Origin of the sequence: Nocardia otitidiscaviarum NBRC 14405, assembly GCF_000308635.1 — a bacterium.
In the GTDB taxonomy this organism is placed as follows: domain Bacteria; phylum Actinomycetota; class Actinomycetes; order Mycobacteriales; family Mycobacteriaceae; genus Nocardia; species Nocardia otitidiscaviarum.
On sequence record NZ_BAGD01000271.1, the window covers coordinates 15,376 to 37,334 of the forward strand.

Genomic DNA, 21,959 nt, shown 5'->3' on the forward strand with positions numbered 1-21,959 from the left:
CACACGTTGACTTCCTTTCCGACCACCCCATTGTCGAACATCCCCACCGCTGGGAACGCCGCCAGCGCCTCGGGAAGCCGCCGGGCCGCTGGCCCTTACCGACCGTGGGATCGCGGCACTCGTCGACTCGGGCGGTAGCGCCGTGATGCACCACATGGACGGGGGACCCATGCGCTGGCACGAATAGTTCCCGCTACTGGCGAATCACGCTGTAACGGTTAGCTTCACATCGCTCCGGACGGCAGAGCGGCCCCGCAACGGCGGATTACATGGCAGCGACCGCCGGTAGCTCTCATAGTGATCAAGAAATTTCGACGACAATTGCCGGCAGCGTCCGGATAGTTTGGTGAATCGTATTGGCTATCACGAATATTCAGTCGTACTCCCATCTGACCGCAGTCGATATCGAATCCTTCGGACGCGAACTCGATCAGATCCGAACGGACATCGAGGACTCACTCGGACAACGAGATGCGGACTACATCCAACGGGTGATCAGGATTCATCGGGGACTGGAGACGGCGGCGCGGCTATTGTTGTGCGCCAGCAGATACCGAGCGTCACGAATCGCCGGGACAGTGCTGCTGGCAGCGGCCAAGTCCATCGAGATGATGGAACTCGGCCACAATATCGCCCACGGCCAGTGGGATTGGATGAACGATCCCGAAATCCACTCGACGAGCTGGGAGTGGGATTTCGCCGGACCCTCCGGGCAGTGGCAGCGCTCGCACAATTACGTTCACCACACCTACACCAACGTGTACGGGATGGACGAGGACCTCAGCTTCGTGGTGCTGCGGATGACCCGCGACGAGCCGTGGCGGCCCGTCCACCTGGTTCAACCGATCAGCGGTCTGGCCGTCGCGGCCGGGTTCGAATGGGCCATCGCCGTGCACAACTGGGCGCTCGAACGACGGCAGCTGAACGTTCCCCGACACAACCTGCGATCCCAGCCGAACCGGGATTTCGCGCGAAAGTTCGCTCGCCAGATCAGCAAGGATTTCCTGCTGTTCCCAGCGCTGAGCGGACGCGGGTTCCGGCATACGCTCACGGCGAACACATCGGCCCTACTGCTGCGCAATCTGTGGTCCTACCTGGTGATCATGTGCGGTCACTTCCCCGATGGAGCGGAGAAGTTCACCGTCGAACGACTGGAGCGGGAGACTCGAGGGGAGTGGTATCTGCGGCAATTGCTGGGAACCGCCAACTTCACCGCCGGCCCGGTGCTGGCTTTCCTGTGCGGCAACCTCTGCTACCAGATCGAGCACCATCTGTTCCCCGATCTGCCCAGCAATCGCTACCCCGAGATCGCCGAGCGGCTCCGCGCACTGTGCGAGAAGTATGACCTGCCGTACACCACCGGATCGCTCCCGGCACAGTTCTGGCTCGCCTACCGAACCGTGTGGAAGCTCGCGCTACCGGACCGATTCCTTCGCTCGACGTCGGACGATGCCGCCGAGACTCGCTCCGAACGGAAGTTCTTCGGGGTTTCTCTCACATCGAGCGGTCAGCCCGTCCGGCCGACCATCGACCCGGCCACCGGTGCGCGGCGCGGCCTGCGCACCGCATTGGCCGCAGCGGATGCGTCGATTCGCCGGGCCGATCGCACATTTGGCCGCTTTCGGCGGCGCTTCATCACGTCGGACGTCGACGAGTTCGGCGTGACACAACGAAAGGGCAGTCGTTGACACAGCGCAGACCAGTAGTTCGGATACTCGCCGGGGTAGCCGGCCGCAGCCTGCCGATGATGGTGGGAATGGCCGTCGGATCGGTGGACGCCCTCACGGCCCGGCTGGCGCGGAGAAGCGCACATCCCGTTCCCGTTCCGCAGCCGATCGTCGTGGGCGTCAGTGGTGGCGCGCTCGCCGCCACGGCGGTCGCGCTCGGCATCGACCGCGACCGAGCGCGACAGCTGGCGACAGCACATCCCGAGCAGCATGTGCTGGGCCCGAGGAGCTTTCGTGCAATGCTCAGCCGCCAGGGCCTCTACCCCGAGGCTCGGATTCGTGAACTCGCCCACGCCATCGCGGGTGACCGCACCTTCGCCGACTTCGCCGTCGATCCGAAACCCGCCGACCAGCAACCACACCGGTTCACGTCGTCGCTGCTGATACCCGTCTACTCGGCAAAACACGGCACCCTGCTGTTGCCACGAGACCTGCCGGTGCTGGGCCTGTCCGATCTGCCCGTCGCCGACGCACTCGTCGCCGCCACCCGCATTCCAGGAGCTCTGCCCGCCGCCGCGGGGCTGGAGGACCTTTTCGACGGGGGCTGCCAGTATCGGGTTCCGCACGACATCTTCACCCCGCACCGCGCCTTGGTCCTGGACCTGTACGGACCGCGACCATACGACAGCCGAGGCGGCCTGATCTTCCCCCTGCTCCATCCATCGTTACCCGTCGTTACCCGTCGCCCTCGTCCGTTCCACGACGAGACCTTGCGCGAGTCGACCATATTCGCCCACCAGCCCTACGGCGCAGCCCTCAAAACTCCAGCGCGAACAACCGGGGAGCTGTTCGATACCGGCTATGACATCGCCACGAAGTGGATCGATGCCCGCACCGAGGAGCAGTTGCTGAATTTCGTCGACCGGGATGGGCTGCCGGAGCGGACCGTCACCGGCACTCGAACCGAGACGATCGCCTGACGAGGGGCCACACGATCAACCGATCGACTCGCCATGCGTGCAACGGACGCGGCTATCGTGAGCGTTCGGACGGTGTAGCGCCCGCGTCGTCGCGGGATGCCATCGCGGCGGCCGTCATGAGAGCGGCGGCGTAGGGGCTGTGCGCTTGAATCAAGGTGAGGTACAGCAGATCAGCTGCGATCGGTTCGGGTCGATGATCCGGTGCCGACATTGGCGACCTCCCTGGGCTGAGGAGTTGTCTCAGGGCCGAGGGTGACAGCGGCACGAGGCGTGGACGCCTGATTTTTCCGGCGCTCGCCGTTTCGGCGGCGGCTCCGGCCGCAATTTTCAGGTCAGTTCGGCATATTTCCGTAGACCCTCCAGGTCTTGGACGACCAGGCGGCGGTTGCGCAGCTGGGCGAGGTGCGCGGTTCGCAGATCGCGCATAGCCAGACCGACCGCGTCGACACCCGCACCGATGAGGTCGCCCACCTCCTCGTAGGACAGCCGGATGGTGATCTCGATTTCCGGTCGTTCGGCACCGGGTCGCGTCGTGTACCGGCCGTAAGCCTCGGCGAATTCCACCAGGAGCCTTGCCAATCGGAGATTGACGGGTCGATCGCCGAAGTCCAGTCGCCTCGCCTCGGACCAGGCGAGCCGGTCGGCGATGGTGCGGCACAACGCCTGCCACGCGTCGGCGTGGTGGTTCAGGAAGTCCTCGAACACCTCGCCGGGAATGTGGTGCACGATCGTCGCGGTGCAGGTGGTGTCGGTCGAGGAACGCCGAGCCGTGGGATCCAGTGCGCCCAGATACCCGACCACGTCACCGCTGACCCGGATCCCGAGCAGTTTGTCATCGGCCGTGGTGATCTTGGCGCAGGCGGTCAGGCGGGTGTCCTGTGACCGCAACAGGTAGGTCGTTGTACCCAGCGCACCCTGTTGCATCACCGCCCGGCCCGGTTCGTAGAAGACCTGAGTTCCCAACGCGAGCAGCGCCTTTCGCGACTGCGGACTCAACCGCGCCATGAACGTGCGCTCCGGCCACGGCCAATCCTCCAGGTTGACAACCATATTCGGCTCCGATGCCCGCGGATGATCTGGTTGCCTTCCACGGTAGGTGAGTCCGGGCGACCATGAGCTGCACTCACGCACGCGGCCCACAATCCGCGATCCAACGCCATGGCGCCTGTGTCGACGCGCAGGGTCCGCCGCGAGAGCGAGCTCAGCGGTCGGGCCTCGAGAGCAGAGTCAGCATCTCGCGGAGGTCGGCCATGCGCTCCCGGCCGAGTCGCTTCTCCCAGTCGCGCTCCAGGGCTCGCATGCTGGTTCCCAGCACTCGGGTCGCCGCGCGGCCGCGGGCGGTGAGACAGACCAGCTTGGCGCGGCCGTCGCCGGGGTCGTCGACACGGGTGATATAGCCGGCGCGTTCCAGCGTTCCGACGACCTGCGCCGCGGCCTGGCGCGAGACCCCGAGCCGGGCCGCCAGGTCCGACGCGCGCAACCCGCCGCCCAGCAACAACGGAAAAAGCTGTAGCGCATGACGAGGCAGCAGGTCGGCCATGCCTTGTTCGACGAAGAAGTCGGTCAGCTTCGCACTGTTCGACTGGGCAAGGAGGTAGACCAAAGCCGGCGGTGTGGTTGGCATATCTGCGGCGGAGTGCTTAGTCATTCCTCATATTCTGCCACTTGAATATTGACAAGGCCCTTGCGTAATCTGATGTCGATTCGGCAGAGCCGCTGCCGCGGAACACCATCCCCCGTCTCCCGCGAAAGGATTCCTGATGACGCATTCGAAGAAAACCCGCCGCGCCGCGCCTGCGATCGCGACGTCGATGCTTGCCGCAGCATTGGTGGCCGGTGCCGCGCCGGCCACCGCGGCTCCGCTGGACGCCGGTGATCGGTGTTCGTCGGTCTATCTGATCGTCGCTCGCGGCAGCAATGAGGATCCGGGCCCCGGAGCGATGGCGCGTTTGGTGACTCGGATAAAGGAAGCGACCGATCGGCCGATCGAAGACATCGCCGTGGACTACCCGGCGACCGCCGAATCGATTCCCGACTACGCGGACAGCGCCGCGCAGGGCACCGCCGAAGTACGCCGGTTGCTCACCGACACCGTGGCCAAGTGCCCCGACCGCGAGATCGTGATGCTGGGCTACTCGCAAGGCGCGCACGTCACCGGAGACGCCATCGCGGGCGGCGGCGGCGGCGGACGGCTGGGGCCGGAGACACCGCCGGTCTCGGCCGAGGTGAGCGATAACGTGAGGGCGGTCATCCACATGGGTGACCCGCGTTTCGTGGCTGGCGAGCCCTTCGATGTCGGCACGGCTCGCAGGAACGGTCGCTTCCCACGCGGAGAAGACCAGCGATTGACGCCGTTCGGCGCGAAGATTCGATCGTATTGCGATGCGGGCGACGTATTCTGCGATTCGGGCAAGATCTGGCCGGTGCACTACTCCTATCTCCCGAAGTACAGCGACGAGGCGACCCGGTTCGTCGTCGACGCCATCGGAGGATGATGTGTCAGCCTTCTCCAAGGCGGTTCGTTGCCTACTGGTCGGGTGCGCGACGATATCGCCGACGATGACGGGACCCGCGCCGGTCACGGCCGCTCCGGTCGCGGAACTCAGCGCGAACGCGGCGTGTGGGTGGAGCCCACGAATCGGGGCAGGCACACTGAACATCGCCTACCCCGACACCTTCGCCAATTACTGGGTGACGCTAGTGCCCGCCGTTCCCGGCACCACACTGACCATTCGGGGCACCTTTCCGCACGCTCGATACATGTCGTTCACCGCCTACACCCGGCGCGGGCACGTATCGGGTGCGCTGAACGATCAGCTCATCAACGCGGATCCGGCTGGCGTCAACCCGTTCGTCGACGGAGCCGACCGGAATGCGGCCAGCCGTGAGTACACAATTCGGGTCGTGGTGGGGGAAACGCCTCCACAGCCGGAGCCCAACACTCTCCATACCGGCGACTCGACAGGATTCATCCCGGTCGTCTACCGGGTGTACCGCCCCGACGCGGGATCGGACGCCACCGGCGGCGCGGGACTACCCCGGCTCACAGTGATCTCGGCGCGCGGGTCACGGCTCGACCTTTCCGATTGCGCTGCAACCGAAACGCCTTTCGACCCACACGTGACGTTTCCACCGAGTCGACTGAGGTACCCCTCACTCACACAGGTACCGAAGGCTCCGGACTGGCAATCGGCAACCGGCGGGGGCTATTTCCCCAATCCCGACAACAAGTACCTTGCCACCCTCCTGGATCCCGGCAGGGTCGCCGTTGTACGAGGGAAGCTGCCGACTGCCGCGCCGACGCATCAGGGGCAACCGACGATGCGGTCGGGAGAGGTGCGCTACTGGTCGCTGTGCACCAATAATCCGATCTCGACGGCCGTCACGGCGTGCGTAGTCGACGATGAGCTGGCAATCGACGCCGAGGGCCGCTATACCGTGGTCGTTTCCTCCTCGGCCGACCGGCCGACCGGCTTCACTGACGGGTGCGGCATCGGATGGCTACCCACCGACGGTGGATCGGATCTGCTGATTATGCGAAATTTGCTGCCGGACAGCGACTTCGCACACTCGATTCAAGCGGCCGACCCCGCTGCCCCACGGGCGACGATGGGACCCTACTACCCCGAGGTCCAGTACGAATCGCGGGCCGAAGTCGAATCGTGGGGCTGCACGCAGTGATGCGCAGCTGTTCGAATCTCGCCAGTTCCGTGCTGTCTCGTACCGCTCGACGCTCTAGTCACGATCGCCACCAGAAGGGACAGGGTTGCCGATGAGCTCGTAGCTTGTACGCCCCGGGCGGCCGGTACTAGGAACGGCGGTGCGATCGAACGAATCACTCTGTATCGGAAGCAAACCCGGCTCGAATACCTCGTGGACCAGCACCCGCTGCTCGGTCGAGAAGGCGATCTCGTAGACACGGCCTGCCGAACGCGCCGGCAGCGCACCGAAGCTGGAGCGTGTGACGCCCGCAATGAAGACGCGGCGGCGTTCGTAGAGACCCATGCGTCGGGTGTGCAAGCCGAACGGAACTCCCTCGGCTGGAATCAGCGCGCCCCGGTCGCGTTGTCGGTAGGTGATCAAGTTCTCGCTGACGATCGCACCCGTACGATCCCGCAACCGGGATCGGCGCATCGCGAGCGGCTCGTCGCCGCCGAACACCTCGCGAGCCTCAGGGCAATCGTCGATGGCCGCCGTCCGGGTCGGTAGCGCTTCGGCGGAGATCGCTGAGCCCGCCAGCACCTGAAGCAGCAATGTCGTGGAACCGTCCGCGACCAGTATCAGCTTGGTGAGCAGCGGGAAGTCGGAACAAGGGTCGAGCGTCGGATACGGCTGGCTCCCGACGACATCCCCATACCATCCATCGAACATCGCAACCTCGGCAGACTACCCGGCGCCCTCGCGCCACGATCGATGCGACGATCTTCCCGGTATAGGTATGTGCCCCGCATCGGGAAGTGTGAGTAGTCCAATAGGTAGGTATCGGACGGCCGCTCACGCTCGGATTGCCGTGGCCTGGTCACTCGCGGTCCCGAGACCGAGTTCGGCTGACGATGCCGACCTGATACGTGAAATGGCCCGGAACCAGTGGGTTCCGGGCCATCTCCCTAGTAGCGGGGACAGGATTTGAACCTGCGACCTCTGGGTTATGAGCCAAGGGGACACCGTCCCGGCTGTGTCATCGCGTATCGTCGCGTCCTATCTGTGCAGGTCGATGGGCTATCAATCGTCCACGGTGTCCACCCGATCCCATCCTGTCCGATGGGTTCCACCCTGTCGTGATGCCAAATTTGATGCCAAACCGTCGCGGCCTGACCAGGAGTTTCGCAGTTGGAAGGGAACCGGGCACCGACCACACGGACAGTTAGAACTCCTTCTTCGACGTCGCCCGCACCACGCCCGCGGGCGGTGGGGAACCCGCCACCGGGCATCACACCGTTAGCCGCGACACGCCCCCTGCAGGCCCCGGGAATCGGTGCCCGATGGTTCAACGCATGGTCGGCGGTGGCGGTGCGGACCGTGCCACGCAATCTGCAGTTCCCATTACAGCGCGCGGGCTGCGACAGCCCAGCCCGGGGTCGTTGCCGGGCCAGGCGCTGCGACCCGATCAGCTGGATGCGAAGTGACGATCGGAGGATGAGGCGGATGCACCCGGTCGACACCGGTCGACAGCCGTCCAGCCGGAAATTCGTTGGACAGGCGCGATCCCTGGTGGTGAATTGCACCTGACAACCCATCAGTTCGCCGCCGGGCCGATCAGCGGCGAACACCCCGACTCATGGGAAAGGCAGCGATGAAATCCGCCGAGATCAGTGATCGTGCGCTTCGATTCTTCGAGCAGCGAGGCCACACCGTGGTCCCCTCCGCATCGCTGATCGCAGACGACCCGACGCTGCTGCTGATCAATGCGGGCATGGCACCGTTCAAACCGTACTTTCTAGGCGAGGCGCCTGGCAGAGTCCAGGTCGTGTCGGCCTGAAAGAGTGTCGGCATCAATCCGTGCGAATCACCGAACCGGGCTATGAAGCTGGCGTCGAATTCCAGTGGAACGAGTGGAACCTCACCAGTCGCCTCCACTTTGCCGACCGTCATCCGGACGGCATGGACGGCACCGGACGGGCCGACGATCGGGGTACATGTGGCGGGCATCGGCCCCTGACGGCTCGGCAGCTCACCGTGGCACGGTGCCAGCTCGGATACCGCCCGGGTGAGAAGCACGAGCCCCGCATCCAATGACGAGGGAGCGAGGTACGCCAGACCGGTACCACGGAATGCCCGGAACAGTCGGTGGAATCGGTGCGGCCCTTCGCCATCAATGAGGACGGTCGGCTCCAGACTCGGACCCGCGAGAGCCTCCACGAGTAGGTGGCGGTCCTCGACGTCGTCGCCAGATTCGCCGACACCAGGGATTGCCTGCAAGTTGCTCCCACGGAGCATCCCTCGTTGCAAAGCTGTCGAGTTCGCGGGTGGCTGCACGATGGTCATCGCCTCACCTCCTGGTCGTTCCGGCACCCAATCGGCGGAAGCACCGCTTCGGCGTTAACCCCATTCGACCAGCCGGGTCACCACTTCTGAACGGCCGCAAGCAAGGCTGAAAGCTAGGCTTCAAGCTAGGCAAAATAGTGATGTAGACCACGCCATACACCTTCGGCCTCGTGCGCGATCCGACTGGCCACACTGCCCTGACCTGCACTTATATAACCCCTCGGGTTGGCATGCGGGGCGATTGCTGGAGTAGTGTGATTCATGTCATAGCTGCTGGCAACCCGTCGTGGCGGATCGCGGAAGTCCGATTGGGGATGGTGATGACGACAGGACAATCGGAATACAGCGAAGGACGCGCAGCGCACCAACCGGGAGGGCAGGACCGCGTCACTCCTGGGCCAGGCTCGAGTTCGGGGCGTGGTAGCGGGACCGGTCGAGCCGTGTTACGGCCGAACACCAAGCTGATCGAGCTGCGTATCGCCCACGGCTGGACTCAGGAGCAGGTAGCACGGGCCATCGCCGACCTCGCTGCGGAGCATGGCAAGACGACGGGCCTCACCGCAAATACGGTGTCCCGACTCGAGCGGGGCTCATGCTCGTGGCCCCACACGCTGGTCGCCGAGTTCGAATGCCTGTTCCAGTGTTCGGCAGCCGATCTTGGGTTCGTCAACCGCCGGATGGGCCGAACCGTGAGCAGGTATCGCAGGGCGGAGCAGGAGATCGCCGGATTTCCACCCGATCCAGCCGACCCGCCCGCCTTGATTCCGCAGGACTCCACCGTTGTCGAAGCGCCCAGCCCCGACATCTATTCGCCGATGCTGGCCGCTTACGGAACCCCGCAGCTCTACATACTCGCCACCAATGAGGAATACAGACGTGCATTCCCCGGCATCACCGTCGGCACCAACCTGCTCGAGTGGGCGACCCTCAACCCGATCGCACGCGAAGTACTAGTGGAATGGGAACCGGAGACCGAGCTGCTGGGGAACTCGCTACGCCAAGCCGCCACCAATCCGCACAACAAGGAAGCCCGAGCAATCCTGGCCAAGTGCCTGGACCAGTCACCTGAATTCCGGGCTATCTACGGCCGGGGACCCACCGACGTCCAACGTCCGTACTCCTACCAACTGCTGCGTGATCCCAATACCGGAGAAGTCACGCGAGTCGAATGCACCATCTGGGTCGCCTTCACCAACGGCGAGCCAGCTCACTTCTACATCGGCAAACCGACAGGTCAGAATGCCGGAGACGCATCCTGAAGACGGGTTGCCCCGGCTGGCGGTCCGTGTGGACTCTGGCAACGGCCTGGAGCACTCAGATCACCTGGAATGCGCCGGGGTAGGGCGGGGCGGATACGGTGCACCGCCTACAGCCTCGGCACGATCGTAGAGCTGGTCATTGGCGACTGTCATCTGGGCAGCTGTGGCGCAACCGGGCGAGGCCGTACGGAGCAGCGCGAACAGCACCGCGTCCGAAGGGGCGCGCAGCATCGGCACCGGTCCGGGAGAAAAGCGTTTGATCAGAATGACGCCGCTGAGTCCAATGTCTGCGGGTGAGGTCTCGGCCAGCGTGGCCTCGACGAGCTTGGCGGCTTGCGCGGCCGGGACGATGACCTGCCCCCACGGATGCGGGCAATCCCACTCGCCGAGCTCGATCAATTTCTCCACGTCCGGACGCATGCGGTCGGCGAAGTCTTCGAAGGCGAGTTCTTCGACGTCAATCGGTGCCAGCCCCTGGGGCGGTCCGCTCGCGTCGTACACCACAGCCTTGAGCTCGAACCCGGAGGACTTCACCTGCCCTGAGATAAAATCCGCGTGGATCCGGCCCTGAGCCGCGATGAGTTCCGCCGCCGAGGCGAACTGCACGCGGCACGACAGCACTGCCTTCGGTGCGGTGGTCAGGCGCAGCGCCGCCTTTGTAATGATGCCGTGGCGGCCCATCCCCGAGCGCAGCGCATCGAAAAGCTGGCTGCGTTGCCGCGGCGAGCAGGTGACAATCTCACCTGCGGGGGTGACGGCTTCGAGTTCGAGGACGTTAGCGGCCTGAGTTCCGTGGATATGGGAGGTCCCACCGATTCCGGCGGCCGAGAGCGTCCCACCCACGGTCAAGTCGAGGTAGTCGGTCAGCACCGGCGGCATTCGCCCGCACTGCAACGTGGCTTCCAAAACCTCCCGCCAGGTCGCCCCGGCGTCAACGACGACGCGGTCCTCGCCCACCTCATGCACACGCGCCATCCCGCGCATGTCCACGGCGATGCCCTCGGTCAAGGACTCACCGCGGGAAGAATGCCCACAACCACGGGCAACCACAGCCACCCCGGCCCTGGCCACCACCGAGTCCCTGACGAGGTCGGCGATCTCCGCAGCATAGGCAGGACGAACGACCCGACTCGGGGTACGGCTGACGAGACCACCGAAGTCACGCGTAGCACCGGGCAGACCCACCTCCGTCATAGCCGAACTGTATCGAAGGGATGCCTGTTCGACTCGTGACCCGACGAGCCGAGGCCGTTGCGCATAGACATAAAGATGGGTTTCCAGTTCAGCCTCGGCGAGAGCGGGCGTGTAAGACACGACCCGCAGTTCGAGGACAGTGAAGCCAGCCTGCTCCACCACTCGATGAAGGTCGTCGCGCCGGTAACCGCTGACTCGGACATCGGTATCCAGGAAGGAAACCGCCTCAGCGTCGAGGTCCGCCTCGACCATGCCGACCAGTAGATATCCGCCAGGCTTGACGGCCTTGTGCAGCACCGCGAGCGCCTGCTGGATACCGGAGCGGGGCAGCATCAGTAGGGAGAAGAACGCGACCGCGCCGTCGAATCCGATCTCGGTGAACTCCAAGACATCACAGGTATGTAGCGCCGCCTCTGGTACTGCTGCCGCAGCGGCCGAAATCATTACGGGTGAAATGTCAATGCCCACAACCTGTATCCCGGCATCGACCAACTGGCGGGCGGTCGGAACACCACTGCCGCACCCAACATCCAATACCCGCGCGCCTACGCCCAAACGCTCGGCGAGCCAGACAGCCGCGCGAGTCTGCTCGGGTCTGTCCGAGTAGGCCAGCTCGTAGCGCTTCACCAAATGATCGAAAACCAGCGCTTGCGACACCCCGTCGCTCGCGCTGGTCGCCTGGTCGGAGCTTGTCGAACCCGCTCGCTTCCCCTCATCCATCCGCAACGCACACCTCTCGCTCCAACCGGACATCGACGATATCGCTCGGCGTTCGCCACAATCGGTCAGTACACCGACGCGGCAACCACCTCGACCTCACATTGGCTAATATCCTCCTGCGCTCCACACAATCCGCTGGAACTGATACGGCGACAGCGGTTTCCGTGCGGGTATTCCGGCCGCCGGTGAGTGCGTCCAGAAGCACAGGCCGCATCGATGGCAGTAGAACGCGGCACTCCACAGCGCGGTCGCGGTGGACATTCCACGCGCAATGCGGGAGTTGGTGGATTCGGTCCGCAAGTATCACGAAGGCTACGAACGACATGATCACAAACGGCAATGTTGCGAGAACACCAAGAAAGACGACCCCCGCTACCGGCCGCCCGGAATGCTCCGCCGACGTACTGCTGTCTACGACTATTGCCACCACTCCGACCACGATGAACAGCACCGGAATCAAGGGCAGCACACCCCACGCCGTCAGGCCAGCCAGCGGCCGAGAAGGCGGCACTGGCCGTGTCGCCGCCGCCAGCGCGGTGATCTGAGTGCCCACGGAACTCCCGCCGCCCAGGACCGGGATAACCGCACCTGAGGTGCTGATCCCCACCCCGGCGTAGGTGCCCGACCCACGAACGGTGGACACACCGGTCGACGCAATCGCGGGCATGCTCTGTACCCAGTCGATTCTTCCGCAGCTCGGGCATGAGCTGTCGTTCGTCACGGCTCCCCCTACCCGCCTGCATGTTGGCTGGACGCTGGACCGATCTCCGTCCAGTGAGGTGCATAACTGCCTGGTAAAGCTCCAGAACCTGGTCTGATGACGATCTCCAAGGTTCGAGCCCGCCGAACAACCCACCGACCGCCGTCGTACACATCATTGACCGCCGACCCCGGGCTAGGTGTCAAGATTCGCTGAATCGGGGCCTGGCAACGGTCAGATCCCGGAGAATGAGTCCGGCGAGCCAGTCGCGGGCGGGCGCCCCTCGTCGCGTTGCTCGGCCAAGATCGCTGGGCCGATGGCCCCCTGCGACGATCGACGGCAAGACCATCGGCTCGCAGGCGAGCCCCTGTGCGGTTGTACAAACACCTCGGACGGTGCGACCGACCACGCAACCCAAGTCGGAGTTGGAAGCGAGGCATCGCGAGGTTGACGTGAGATCGAACGGCCGCCTCGGCTGGATTCACCCGATTGCGAGCATCACGCGCCCCACAATGCCGTTGCGATCTAGCCCACCACGGCGAAGCTCCGGAGCACGCCGCCGCCAACCCCGCCCAGCCCGTCGGGCTGCTGGCACCCCACGGCCAGGGAACCCGCGCGGGTTGCTCAAGAACACGCTCGGCGGCGTACGGGGCGACCTCGGCGATAATCGGCGGTGTACGTCGGGTCGATACTCCCATGCCACCTACGCGTGGAGAGCCCGGCGGCATCGAACCGAAGGAGCCGCCCGTGGAACACGTGTGTCGCCCATTCGACAACGTCCTGCCTCGCTCCGACCGGTGAAGCCATAACCGAAATCGGCTTCGCTGCACCGGCTTTCAGCGCCACAACTGGCAGTGACTCAGCTCGGTCGGTAGTTTGCCATGGAGCGGATCTGGGCGCGCACCAGGGACGAGATCTGAGATACGTGGCTGGCCGGGGGTTCTCTCCTACTGCTCGCTCGACAGGTGTGCAAGGATGTGAGACCGTGCGTGGCAGCCAAGTCTTCGCGGCGGTCGGCTTGGTCGCCCTGGTAGCGGTGTGGTTCCTGTACCTGGGTGGGCAGCGTGAGGCTGCGTGGATGGGTGCTCTCACGGCGACTGCGGCATTCGCGACCGCGATCGCGCTGCGGCCTCGCGGTCCTCGGTAACGATTCTCCTGCGCGACATTTCGGTACGGCTCCGGCGCGTTCCTGTCCGGGCCGTTATGGTGAGCTGCGGCGTTGTCGAGGTTGCACAGCTGCCCCGGGACGGGGGTATGCAGGGGCTTCGTGCTGTCGGGCTGTCGCCGCCGGATCGGGATCATCGATCACAGGTACGGCACGGCAACCCGATATGGGGTACGAATCCGCGCTCGCGCTGATCCAGCTGGGCACGGTCCTATTCGGTTCGGGTTCGCTGGGCAGGCTGGCCACGTGGATCGGGATGTCCCCGATCCCGCTGCGTCTCATCGGCGGCCCGGTGTTCGGCACGGAAGGTGCTCGGTGACCTCGGCCCGGCTGGGCAACCGGGAGGCTCGGCGATTCTGTCGGTGCTCGAGGGCCCTCCCGCGGCGCCGGGTGCGGGGTCCTGGCGCTTCTTACCTCGGTTGTTTGTCTACGGAACGTTGGCCACTCGGTGGTGGCTGTTCTCCGCGTGCCCACGCGGTGACGCGTTTGCTCGCCGTGCTGTGGCGTGGAACCGCGATGATGACGAGGTCACCGCTGCGAATCCGGGTGCGCGGCGAGGGTATCAGGACTCTGCTGCCCCGCAGGATCGCGGTGATCAAGCCCTGGGGTGGGGTGAGATCTTTGAGGAGGCGGCCCGCGATGTGGAGTTCATCGGTCACTCGAACTTCGATCAGTTCGGTGTTCATGCTGGCGATCGGCACGTTCTCCGCGATCGAGCCGACACTGGTTGCGTTCGCGCGCAGCCCGAGCCAGCGAGCGACGAGGCTGATACTCGACCCCTGCACAGCCGCCGAGACCAGCACGACGAAGAAGATCATGTTGAAGATGAACAATCCGTCGGGGTACCCGGCGACGAACGGGAAGGTTGCCAGCACGATCGGCACCGCACCGCGCAAGCCCGCCCAGCTGATGAGCGTGAGTTCCTGCCAGCGATAGCGAAGCCAGACCAGGCACAACACCACCGCCACCGGGCGAGCGATCAACACCAGCACGGCGGTGACGATCAATCCGGGGCCAATGACAGCGGGCAGTTGCGACGGGAAGACGAGCACTCCCAGCAGCAGGAACAGTCCCACCTCGGCGGTGCTGGACAGTCCCTGGTGAAAGGTGCGAATACCACGGCGGTGCAGTGGGACCTGCGCCCCGACGATCAACCCGGTGACATACACGGCCAAGAAGCCCGAGGCGCCCGCAGCGGCGGCGAGCCCGTACGACAGGCCTGCGACTCCCAGAGCGAGAACCGGGTACGCGCCGTCAGGTCCCAGATTGGTCCGCATCAACGTCCAACTGCCCGCCACACCCACCAGCGCACCGATGGCGATACCGCCGCCGAGTTGCAGCACCGCGAACCCGGCCCAGTCCGCGACACCGGGGCTGGCGCGCCAGGTCTCGATCAATCCGATCGTCATCATGATCGCGATAGGATCGTTGGCTCCGGACTCGACCTCGAGCAGGGCCGCGAGCCGCCGCGGCAGCGGCGCGGTACGCAGCACCGCGAACACCGCCGCGGCGTCGGTGGAGGCGACGACCGCACCGACCAGGAACGCGGTCATCGGTTCCACATCGAGCAGCAGCAGGGCGCCCGCCCCGACAACGCCCGCAGTGATCACCACTCCGAAGGTGGCCAGCAACGATCCCGGCAGCGCACCTGCGCGGAGGTCTCGGGGTTTGGTCGTCAGCCCGCCCTCGTAGAGGATCAGCAAGAGCGCTATCGTGCCTCCGATCTGGGCGATACGAGGGTCGCCCAGACTGACCAGACGGAGACCGTCGTCACCGATGACCATGCCCAGCACGAGGAACAGCAGCAATCCGGGAAGCCGTAACCGGCTGGCGAATCCCGCCGCGAGCACGCCCCCGACCAACAGTGCCGCGACAACGAGGATCCACCAATCGGCCGGCAGCTGGATGCTCATGATCTCCAAGGTTTCCGATTCGGACAAATCGGGAATAGCCTACCGATCGGCCCAAGTCCGATCGAATCGACGCTGCATGGTGGTGGTGTGATGAACCGCGAGGAAGCGGTCCCGTGTGTGATGGTGCCGCTGGACGGCTCGGTGCAGGCCCGCCGCGCGCTCGAGCCTGCGGTGCGTGTAGCCCAGGTCTTGGGCTGTCCCGTCGAACTGGTCACAGTCTACGATCAGGTGCGAGGTCGCTGGGCTCGCGACATCGAGGAGACGGCCGACCAGTTGCCTTATGACCAGGTCGAAGTCGCCGTTGTCGGTTCCGGCTGGCCCGGCGAGGTCATCGCCGATATGGCCGCCGACCAGCCCGGGACCCTGATCTGTATGGCCACCCAGGACCACGACGAGCTGCAACGCCTCGTCCTGGGCAGCGTCTCCACCCACCTGATCCGTGCCGTCGACGGACCGATCCTGTTCGTCGGCCCCGGCTACACCGGCCACACCGATACCGCAGGGTATCGACGACTGGTCGTGTGTATCGATGAGTCAGCTCGGGCAGCGACCGCGGTGAGCCTCGCGGCCGAATGGGCGCGACTGCTCACGCTCGAGGTCGAACTCGTCCACGTTGCCGCCGACGAGAGCAGCTGCCGCGCAATCGAACCCGCTCTGACCAGCCATGTCCAGCATCTGACTGCAAGCGGTCTAACGGCCACGGCTACCGTGCTCGTTGACGACAACCCCGCCCAGGCCATCGCCGAACTCCTCACCTCCCGCCCCTACGCGCTCGCACTCACCGTGTCGCAGGGGCGCGGCAGTCTGACCCGGCTACTGCTCGGCAGCGTCACCGCCGAACTGCTCACCCGCAGTGACGTCCCCGTGCTGGTCGCTCAAGCCAGCTGAAACCCGGCGGTCATTAGAGTGACCTCGGCTCGAGCGGACACCGAGAGCCGACCTACTTCCATGGATTGATCACCGGCACTCCGATAGCGCGTAATGCTGGGTCGCCGGTGGCGATGCACATATCGCTCGTCGCAGCCGTGGCGGCGATGCACCCGCCGGTCGGGCCGAGCCGCGTACCGGTAGTGCGCGCGGTTTCCATGATCTCGGCATACGCATTGGTAGCAGTCACATCAAAGGGGAGAATCCGGTCCGAGAACAGGGGCAGGATGCGCGTCTCGAATCTCTGGCTGATGCGCCGCGCACGCTCCGCGTTGGAGATCGCGACGAATCCGAACCGCAACTCGGCGACAGTGATAGCCGAAATGTACAGTGTCCGCACGGGATTGGCGTCTATCCAGGCGACAACTGACGGGTTGGGATCCTCGCGCATCGTCTCGACGAGGACATCGGTGCCGAGCAAGATCACGAGTCGAACCCCACAGGCCGGGGAACTGAATCAGCGGGAGCGGTGATGAGGGCGATTTCGTCGGGGGTGAGCGCGATCTCACAGCCGAGTCCTGCCAACAGCGTCCCCAACGCGACATCCTGATCGCACGGCAGCACCGCATCAGCAAGGATCGCGCATACCTCGGCGTCGACGCTACGACCGTTCATGGCGGCGCGGCGGCACAACGCCTCCTGTACCGCCGGGGGAATCCCGTGGACGCGCACTCGGCTCACCAACACCACCTCCCACTCCCAGCCGACCGGATCGGCACCGAACCCCGCATTCTCCACCCTAGAACGTCGGCCAATCGCACACCAGCAACGAGCCCAGTCCGCGCCGGAATCGACGAAGGACCCTAGTGATCGTGACGTTGTCATCTGACGTGCTGGGGTCCGAAAACGGTGAACTCAGGTCATGAGCGCAGGGACCGAGATGTCATCGACTGACAAGCAGATCCGGCGGGAGATCCAGTCCAGGGACGTGGTGGAGCCCTCTCCCGAGGTCGCGTGGCATACATTGCCATCAAGGGTCGTGGTCGAGCGGCTCGCGACCGGTATCGATGGTCTCACCGATCGCGATGTGCAGCGTCGGCGAGCTGTCCACGGATGGAATCGCCTCGCAGCAGCCAAGCCGCAGAGTGCCTTGCTGCGGTTCATTCGCCAGTTCCACAATGTGCTCATCTATGTCATGTCCGGTGCGGCGGTGGTGACCGCGGTGCTGCAACACTGGATCGATACCGCTGTGCTGTTCGCGGCGGTGATCATCAACGTCGTTATCGCCTATGTGCAGGAGGGCAAGGCCGAGGCGGCCATGGGTGCGATCCGGGCGATGCTCTCGCCTCGTGCCACGGTGATCCGCGACGGGCATACCGTGGATATCGATGCCGATGAGCTGGTTCCCGGTGATCTGGTCACGTTGGCGCCCGGAGATCGGGTACCCGCCGATATGCGGCTGCTCAGCGTCGACGGGTTGCGCGTGGAAGAGGCGGCGCTCACCGGGGAATCGGTGCCTGTCGACAAGTCCACCGACACGACCGCCGCCGATGCCCCGATCGCGGATCGGGTCGGTATGGCTTATGCGGGCACGCTGGTAGTCCGGGGTCAGGCCACCGGTGTCGTCGTGGGTACCGGCCCTCGAACCGAACTCGGGCGAATCAACCAATTGCTCACCGGCATCTCGCCCACCTCGACCCCGCTGTTGCGCCAGATCAGCAGGTTCGGGCGGATCCTGGCGGTGTTCATTCTGGCGCTCAGCGCGGCCACCTTCGCCCTCGGCGTGTTGTGGCGCGGACAAGGCATCGCGGAGATGTTCACCATGGCGGTCGCGCTGGCCGCATCCGCGATTCCCGAGGGCCTGCCCGCGATCATGACCGTCACCCTGGCTATCGGCGTCCAGCGCATGTCGCGGCGGCGCGCTATCGTCCGTCGCCTGCCCGCGGTCGAGGCGCTGGGATCGGTGACGGTGATCTGCTCGGACAAGACCGGCACATTGACCAGCAACGAGATGACGGTGCAACGCGTCATCTGCGGCGGCCACGATATCGACGTCGGTGGCGTCGGGTACGCGCCGGTGGGTGATCTCAGCATCGACGGGCGCATCATCGATCCGGCGCATTACCCGGCCTTGCGGGACGCTCTCCTGGCCGCCGAGCTGTGCAACGATGCGTCGTTGCACCAGGCCGACGACGCCTGGATGATCACCGGGGATCCGACCGAGGCTGCGCTGCTCGTCGCGGCCGCGAAGGCCGGACTACCGCACGACAGGGCCCGAGCTGAGCATCCACGTATCAACACGGTTCCGTTCGCGTCGGAGAACCGCATCATGGGCACCCTGCACACCGGCACCGACGCAGACGCGCTCATCCTGGTCAAGGGCGCACCCGAACGCGTACTGGGGATTTGCGATCGGCAGCGCGGCGTACACGGTGAAGAACCGGTCGATCGGCGCTACTGGCAGCACATGGCGGTAACGACCGCCGCACAGGGCCTCCGGGTCCTCGCGCTGGCTCGCCGACGCGGCGCTCCCCGCAACGCCGGAGTCCTCGAAATCGCAGACCTGGACGCCGGTTTCACGATGCTGGGGTTGGTGGGGATCATCGACCCGCTGCGACCGGACGCGGTCGTCGCGGTGCAGGAATGCCATCGGGCCGGAATCCGCGTGAAGATGATCACCGGTGACCACGTCGCCACCGCCCGCGAGATCGGTGCGCAACTCGGTATCGGGGTCGGCAAGCCCGCGGTGACGGGCGCCGAGATCGCCGCGATGGACGACGCGGAACTGCGGAACGTGGCGCACGAGCGTGACGTCTTCGCCCGGGCCAGCCCCGAACACAAACTGCGTCTGGTCTGCGCCCTCCAAGCCAGGGGTGACGTGGTAGCCATGACCGGCGACGGCGTCAACGACTCACCCGCGCTGAAGAAGGCGGACATCGGAATAGCCATGGGCGGCAAAGGCACCGAGGCAGCCAAGGAAGCCGCGGACATGGTGCTCGCCGACGACAACTTCGCCACCATCGCGGCCGCGGTATCCGAGGGCCGGACCGTCTACGACAATATCCGCAAGTTCGTGCTGTTCATGCTGCCGACCAACGGCGGCGAGGCGCTGGTGGTCATCGCCGCCATCATCTTCCAGATCACACTGCCGCTGACTCCGGCGCAGGTCCTCTGGATCAACCTCGCCACGTCCAGCACGCTGGGATTGGCACTGGCCTTCGAACCCCCCGAAACCGACGTCATGAGACGTCGACCACGACCGCCACGCGAGAACCTGCTGTCGCGATACTTCGCCTGGCGGGTGGGCATGGTATCGGTGCTCATGGCGGGCGGAGCCCTCGGCATGTTCCTGTGCGAGCTGAACCTGGGCACCAGCGTCGAGACCGCGCGCACGATGGCGGTCAACGCGATCGTCGTCGCGGAGATGTTCTACCTGCTCAACAACCGCTACCTGCTCGAACCCGTGCTCAACCGCATCGGCCTGTTCGGCAACAAAATCGCCTTCGCCACCGTGGTGGCCTGCACCGCGCTCCAGCTCTCGTTCACGTATATGCCTGCGATGAACGTGGTCTTCGGGTCCACGCCGCTGGGGTACGTCGAATGGCTCAAAGCCGCAGGCGTCGGCGCACTGGTCTTCGTAGCCGTCGAGATAGAGAAATTCGTCGTCCGCCGGCGGCGGACGAGCCCGCCACTTCGGGAGGAGCACCCCCAATGAGAACCTTCGACCGGATCATCGTCGACATCGATCCACACGCAGTACACCACCCTGAACTGGACCGTGGCGTCGCGATCGCCCGCGCGACCCACGCCGAACTCATCATCGCCGCCGTCATGACCCCACGCGACGTCCCACCGGTTACCGGAGGCAAGGACACCGACGCGGTCGATCACCTCAAATCCCTGCTGCAGATCGTGGCTGCTGGGGTGGGTGAGGTCAGGGTGTCGACCACGCTGCTGTTCGGGCCACCTGCGGAAGTGCTGGCCGAGGAAGCTCACCGCACTGGCGCTGACCTGCTGATCCGATCACACCCCCGGGACACCGCTCTGGCCGCCCAACGCCGTAGCGGCATCGACCGGGACCTGATTCGAACCTGTCCGGCCCCGGTACTGCTGGTCGGCCCTGGCATCGCGGCTACCCATCCTCGTGTCCTCGGGGCGGTCGCGCCGGACACTGGATGGCGCAATACCGCGGCGCTGAACCGGGCCGTCATCGACTACACGCTGACCATAGCGGCGGTCGAGGCAGGGACACCGACCCTGCTGCAAGCCTTCATGCCACCAGCCCTGCAACTCGCGCATGCCTCGGGCGTGGAGACCGCAGGCTATGTTGAACACTCGCGAACCGAGGTCACCTCACAGCTCGCCGCAGCCGTTCGCGACCTCGGTGAAGATCCCCGACACCTCGCACTCATCGCCGAGCAAGGGGTGGTCGAGGAGGTCCTACCGGCCTTCGTCGTCAGCCACGGTATCGATCTCGTCGTCCTCGGCATCCCGCCTCGCCGGGGACCTGCACGCTGGATCCTCGGGACCACCGCCGAGCGACTCGTACGCCACATGCCCTGTTCGGTACTGGCGGTCAAACCCGACCCACATACGTCGAGAACTACGCGGGCACTGGTCGATGCACTGTGATCTGCCCTGATCAGAGGCCGAACCAAACTGTGAAAACAGCCGCTCCACCTCCGCAACGAGTCGGTATGGAAGCTATACGATTCGCCGTCCATCGCCGAGTTGGTTGACGCGACGTTCGAGTTCGGCCAGCCGGTCACGGATCGGCGCGCTGTGCAATAGCTGCGCGAGCTGGTCGGCCTCGTCAGGCTCCAGCGTGATGGTCTGCAGCGGCGTATCGCCGTCGGCGGGGTCGTAGATGACGAGTTGCTGGATTCCGTCACGATCCCCGACGATGCCGAAACGCGAACCGTCGCGCGGGCGACAGTGATACAGCACGGCCCTGCCTGGTACCGTCGACCGGTCGACCTGCATGTCCGCGACTCCTTCCCCTGTACTGCTTGCAGCCGGTAGTCCCAGTCTTGGCTGTATGAGGACGTCCCGCTATGGGCGGGAGCACCCATTTGTAGGGTCTATCGCCCGGTCCCGGGAGCATTAGATGGGGGTCGCGCCTCATGGACACCGACTCGCCGACCGAACAGACTGGGGCTCATGAGCGGTCTGGCCGTCGCTGCGATCGGCCGGTGGGCACGGACACCGATCCCCGCCGGGCGCGCTGTACTGCCGCGTCGTGATCATCAACGGCCTCGTTTTCACCCTCGGCGTCCCGGTGCTCGCACTCTCACCCGCCTCGGTGCCCTCGCGCGTGCGGCTCACCGAGATTCCGGTAAGCATGCGCGGGCGCGCGCCCTGCACGTCAACGCCACCCTCACCATCGACGCCCGGCCCGGGCACGGTACCGACATCCAGCTCACCATCCCGACCGATCAGCGGAGGTCGTCGTGAACGCGCCCGCCCCGACCCGCATCCTGCTCGCCGACGACCACGCCCTGGTGCGCAG

General features: G+C 65.3%; 16 protein-coding genes and 2 pseudogenes. 9 read left to right on the forward strand and 9 right to left on the reverse strand.

Annotated features, from left to right (window positions below; genetic code table 11):
- The first annotated feature begins 356 nt into the window (after window positions 1-356).
- Together ON31_RS30345 and ON31_RS30350 are read left to right on the forward strand one after the other, a co-directional pair.
- Window positions 357-1,688, forward strand: coding sequence for a fatty acid desaturase family protein (locus ON31_RS30345; protein WP_039818574.1), 1,332 nt, complete (start codon window positions 357-359; stop codon window positions 1,686-1,688).
- A 68-nt stretch (window positions 1,689-1,756) separates the two neighbouring features.
- On the forward strand, window positions 1,757-2,647 hold the full coding sequence (locus tag ON31_RS30350; protein ID WP_157533818.1) for a patatin-like phospholipase family protein: 891 nt from the start codon (window positions 1,757-1,759) through the stop codon (window positions 2,645-2,647).
- A 327-nt stretch (window positions 2,648-2,974) separates the two neighbouring features.
- Here the strand turns inward: ON31_RS30350 and ON31_RS30355 are convergent, their stop codons facing one another.
- Window positions 2,975-3,697 carry a Crp/Fnr family transcriptional regulator gene (locus ON31_RS30355; RefSeq protein WP_051037982.1) on the reverse strand — a complete coding sequence of 241 codons (723 nt, stop codon included), beginning with the start codon at window positions 3,695-3,697 and terminating at the stop codon, window positions 2,975-2,977.
- A gap of 151 nt (window positions 3,698-3,848) precedes the next feature.
- Window positions 3,849-4,295 (reverse strand): MarR family winged helix-turn-helix transcriptional regulator, encoded by a 447-nt coding sequence (locus ON31_RS30360; RefSeq protein ID WP_039818576.1) that lies wholly within the window; start codon window positions 4,293-4,295, stop codon window positions 3,849-3,851.
- Window positions 4,296-4,407: 112 nt separating this feature from the next.
- On the opposite strand from ON31_RS30360, the gene ON31_RS30365 reads away from it, so the two are divergent.
- Entirely contained in the window at window positions 4,408-5,142 is a 735-nt protein-coding gene (locus ON31_RS30365; protein WP_081592846.1) for a cutinase family protein, read from the forward strand.
- 265 nt (window positions 5,143-5,407) lie between these two features.
- A complete protein-coding gene (locus ON31_RS30370) occupies window positions 5,408-6,328 on the forward strand; it encodes a hypothetical protein (RefSeq protein ID WP_147286983.1) in 921 nt (306 codons plus the stop codon).
- 54 nt (window positions 6,329-6,382) lie between these two features.
- Here ON31_RS30370 and ON31_RS30375 read toward each other — a convergent pair whose 3' ends face one another.
- Entirely contained in the window at window positions 6,383-7,018 is a 636-nt protein-coding gene (locus ON31_RS30375; RefSeq protein ID WP_039818580.1) for a hypothetical protein, read from the reverse strand.
- A gap of 922 nt (window positions 7,019-7,940) precedes the next feature.
- Between ON31_RS30375 and ON31_RS30385 the strand changes: the two are divergent.
- A pseudogene (locus ON31_RS30385) lies at window positions 7,941-8,093 on the forward strand (alanine--tRNA ligase-related protein); the annotation flags it as partial.
- Between the two features lie 134 nt (window positions 8,094-8,227).
- Here ON31_RS30385 and ON31_RS38275 read toward each other — a convergent pair.
- Window positions 8,228-8,632 (reverse strand): annotated as a pseudogene (locus ON31_RS38275) (GAF domain-containing protein); the annotation flags it as partial.
- Between the two features lie 440 nt (window positions 8,633-9,072).
- Between ON31_RS38275 and ON31_RS30390 the strand changes: the two are divergent.
- The gene (locus ON31_RS30390) at window positions 9,073-9,891 is read left to right on the forward strand and encodes an MmyB family transcriptional regulator (protein WP_039818582.1); all 819 of its coding nucleotides are present in this window, start codon (window positions 9,073-9,075) and stop codon (window positions 9,889-9,891) included.
- A gap of 60 nt (window positions 9,892-9,951) precedes the next feature.
- On the opposite strand, the gene ON31_RS34985 is transcribed toward ON31_RS30390, so the two are convergent.
- The gene (locus tag ON31_RS34985) at window positions 9,952-11,805 is read right to left on the reverse strand and encodes an FAD-binding protein (protein WP_169335054.1); all 1,854 of its coding nucleotides are present in this window, start codon (window positions 11,803-11,805) and stop codon (window positions 9,952-9,954) included.
- Between the two features lie 2,275 nt (window positions 11,806-14,080).
- The gene (locus ON31_RS30400) at window positions 14,081-15,583 is read right to left on the reverse strand and encodes a potassium/proton antiporter (RefSeq protein ID WP_172544768.1); all 1,503 of its coding nucleotides are present in this window, start codon (window positions 15,581-15,583) and stop codon (window positions 14,081-14,083) included.
- Between the two features lie 120 nt (window positions 15,584-15,703).
- Between ON31_RS30400 and ON31_RS30405 the strand changes: the two genes are divergently transcribed.
- Window positions 15,704-16,471 carry a universal stress protein gene (locus ON31_RS30405; RefSeq protein ID WP_218007409.1) on the forward strand — a complete coding sequence of 256 codons (768 nt, stop codon included), beginning with the start codon at window positions 15,704-15,706 and terminating at the stop codon, window positions 16,469-16,471.
- Between the two features lie 52 nt (window positions 16,472-16,523).
- On the opposite strand, the gene ON31_RS30410 is transcribed toward ON31_RS30405, so the two are convergent.
- The gene (locus ON31_RS30410) at window positions 16,524-16,937 is read right to left on the reverse strand and encodes a PIN domain-containing protein (RefSeq protein WP_039818584.1); all 414 of its coding nucleotides are present in this window, start codon (window positions 16,935-16,937) and stop codon (window positions 16,524-16,526) included.
- Window positions 16,934-17,248 carry a FitA-like ribbon-helix-helix domain-containing protein gene (locus tag ON31_RS30415; RefSeq protein WP_051037987.1) on the reverse strand — a complete coding sequence of 105 codons (315 nt, stop codon included), beginning with the start codon at window positions 17,246-17,248 and terminating at the stop codon, window positions 16,934-16,936. Before ON31_RS30415 ends, ON31_RS30410 begins: the two co-directional genes overlap by 4 nt.
- 142 nt (window positions 17,249-17,390) lie before the next feature.
- On the opposite strand from ON31_RS30415, the gene ON31_RS30420 reads away from it, so the two are divergent.
- Complete coding sequence (locus ON31_RS30420) at window positions 17,391-20,165, forward strand: cation-transporting P-type ATPase (RefSeq protein WP_051037988.1); 2,775 nt, start codon at window positions 17,391-17,393, stop codon at window positions 20,163-20,165.
- The gene (locus ON31_RS30425) at window positions 20,162-21,082 is read left to right on the forward strand and encodes a universal stress protein (protein ID WP_039818585.1); all 921 of its coding nucleotides are present in this window, start codon (window positions 20,162-20,164) and stop codon (window positions 21,080-21,082) included. The genes ON31_RS30420 and ON31_RS30425 overlap by 4 nt, the downstream gene beginning before the upstream one ends.
- Window positions 21,083-21,154: 72 nt before the next feature.
- Here ON31_RS30425 and ON31_RS30430 read toward each other — a convergent pair whose 3' ends face one another.
- Entirely contained in the window at window positions 21,155-21,433 is a 279-nt protein-coding gene (locus ON31_RS30430; RefSeq protein ID WP_039818587.1) for a cation:proton antiporter regulatory subunit, read from the reverse strand.
- Window positions 21,434-21,959 lie beyond the last annotated feature (526 nt).

Bases quoted from the DNA above. Each gene is read 5' to 3' on its own strand.
- ON31_RS30350 (WP_157533818.1), top strand. From the start codon at position 1,757: ATGGCCGTCGGATCGGTGGACGCCCTCACGGCCCGGCTGGCGCGGAGA.
- ON31_RS30355 (WP_051037982.1), bottom strand. From the start codon at position 3,697: ATGGTTGTCAACCTGGAGGATTGGCCGTGGCCGGAGCGCACGTTCATG.
- ON31_RS30360 (WP_039818576.1), bottom strand. From the start codon at position 4,295: ATGACTAAGCACTCCGCCGCAGATATGCCAACCACACCGCCGGCTTTG.
- ON31_RS30365 (WP_081592846.1), top strand. From the start codon at position 4,408: ATGACGCATTCGAAGAAAACCCGCCGCGCCGCGCCTGCGATCGCGACG.
- ON31_RS30370 (WP_147286983.1), top strand. From the start codon at position 5,408: ATGTCGTTCACCGCCTACACCCGGCGCGGGCACGTATCGGGTGCGCTG.
- ON31_RS30375 (WP_039818580.1), bottom strand. From the start codon at position 7,018: ATGTTCGATGGATGGTATGGGGATGTCGTCGGGAGCCAGCCGTATCCG.
- ON31_RS34985 (WP_169335054.1), bottom strand. From the start codon at position 11,805: ATGGATGAGGGGAAGCGAGCGGGTTCGACAAGCTCCGACCAGGCGACC.
- ON31_RS30400 (WP_172544768.1), bottom strand. From the start codon at position 15,583: ATGAGCATCCAGCTGCCGGCCGATTGGTGGATCCTCGTTGTCGCGGCA.
- ON31_RS30405 (WP_218007409.1), top strand. From the start codon at position 15,704: ATGGTGCCGCTGGACGGCTCGGTGCAGGCCCGCCGCGCGCTCGAGCCT.
- ON31_RS30420 (WP_051037988.1), top strand. From the start codon at position 17,391: ATGTCATCGACTGACAAGCAGATCCGGCGGGAGATCCAGTCCAGGGAC.
- ON31_RS30425 (WP_039818585.1), top strand. From the start codon at position 20,162: ATGAGAACCTTCGACCGGATCATCGTCGACATCGATCCACACGCAGTA.
- ON31_RS30430 (WP_039818587.1), bottom strand. From the start codon at position 21,433: ATGCAGGTCGACCGGTCGACGGTACCAGGCAGGGCCGTGCTGTATCAC.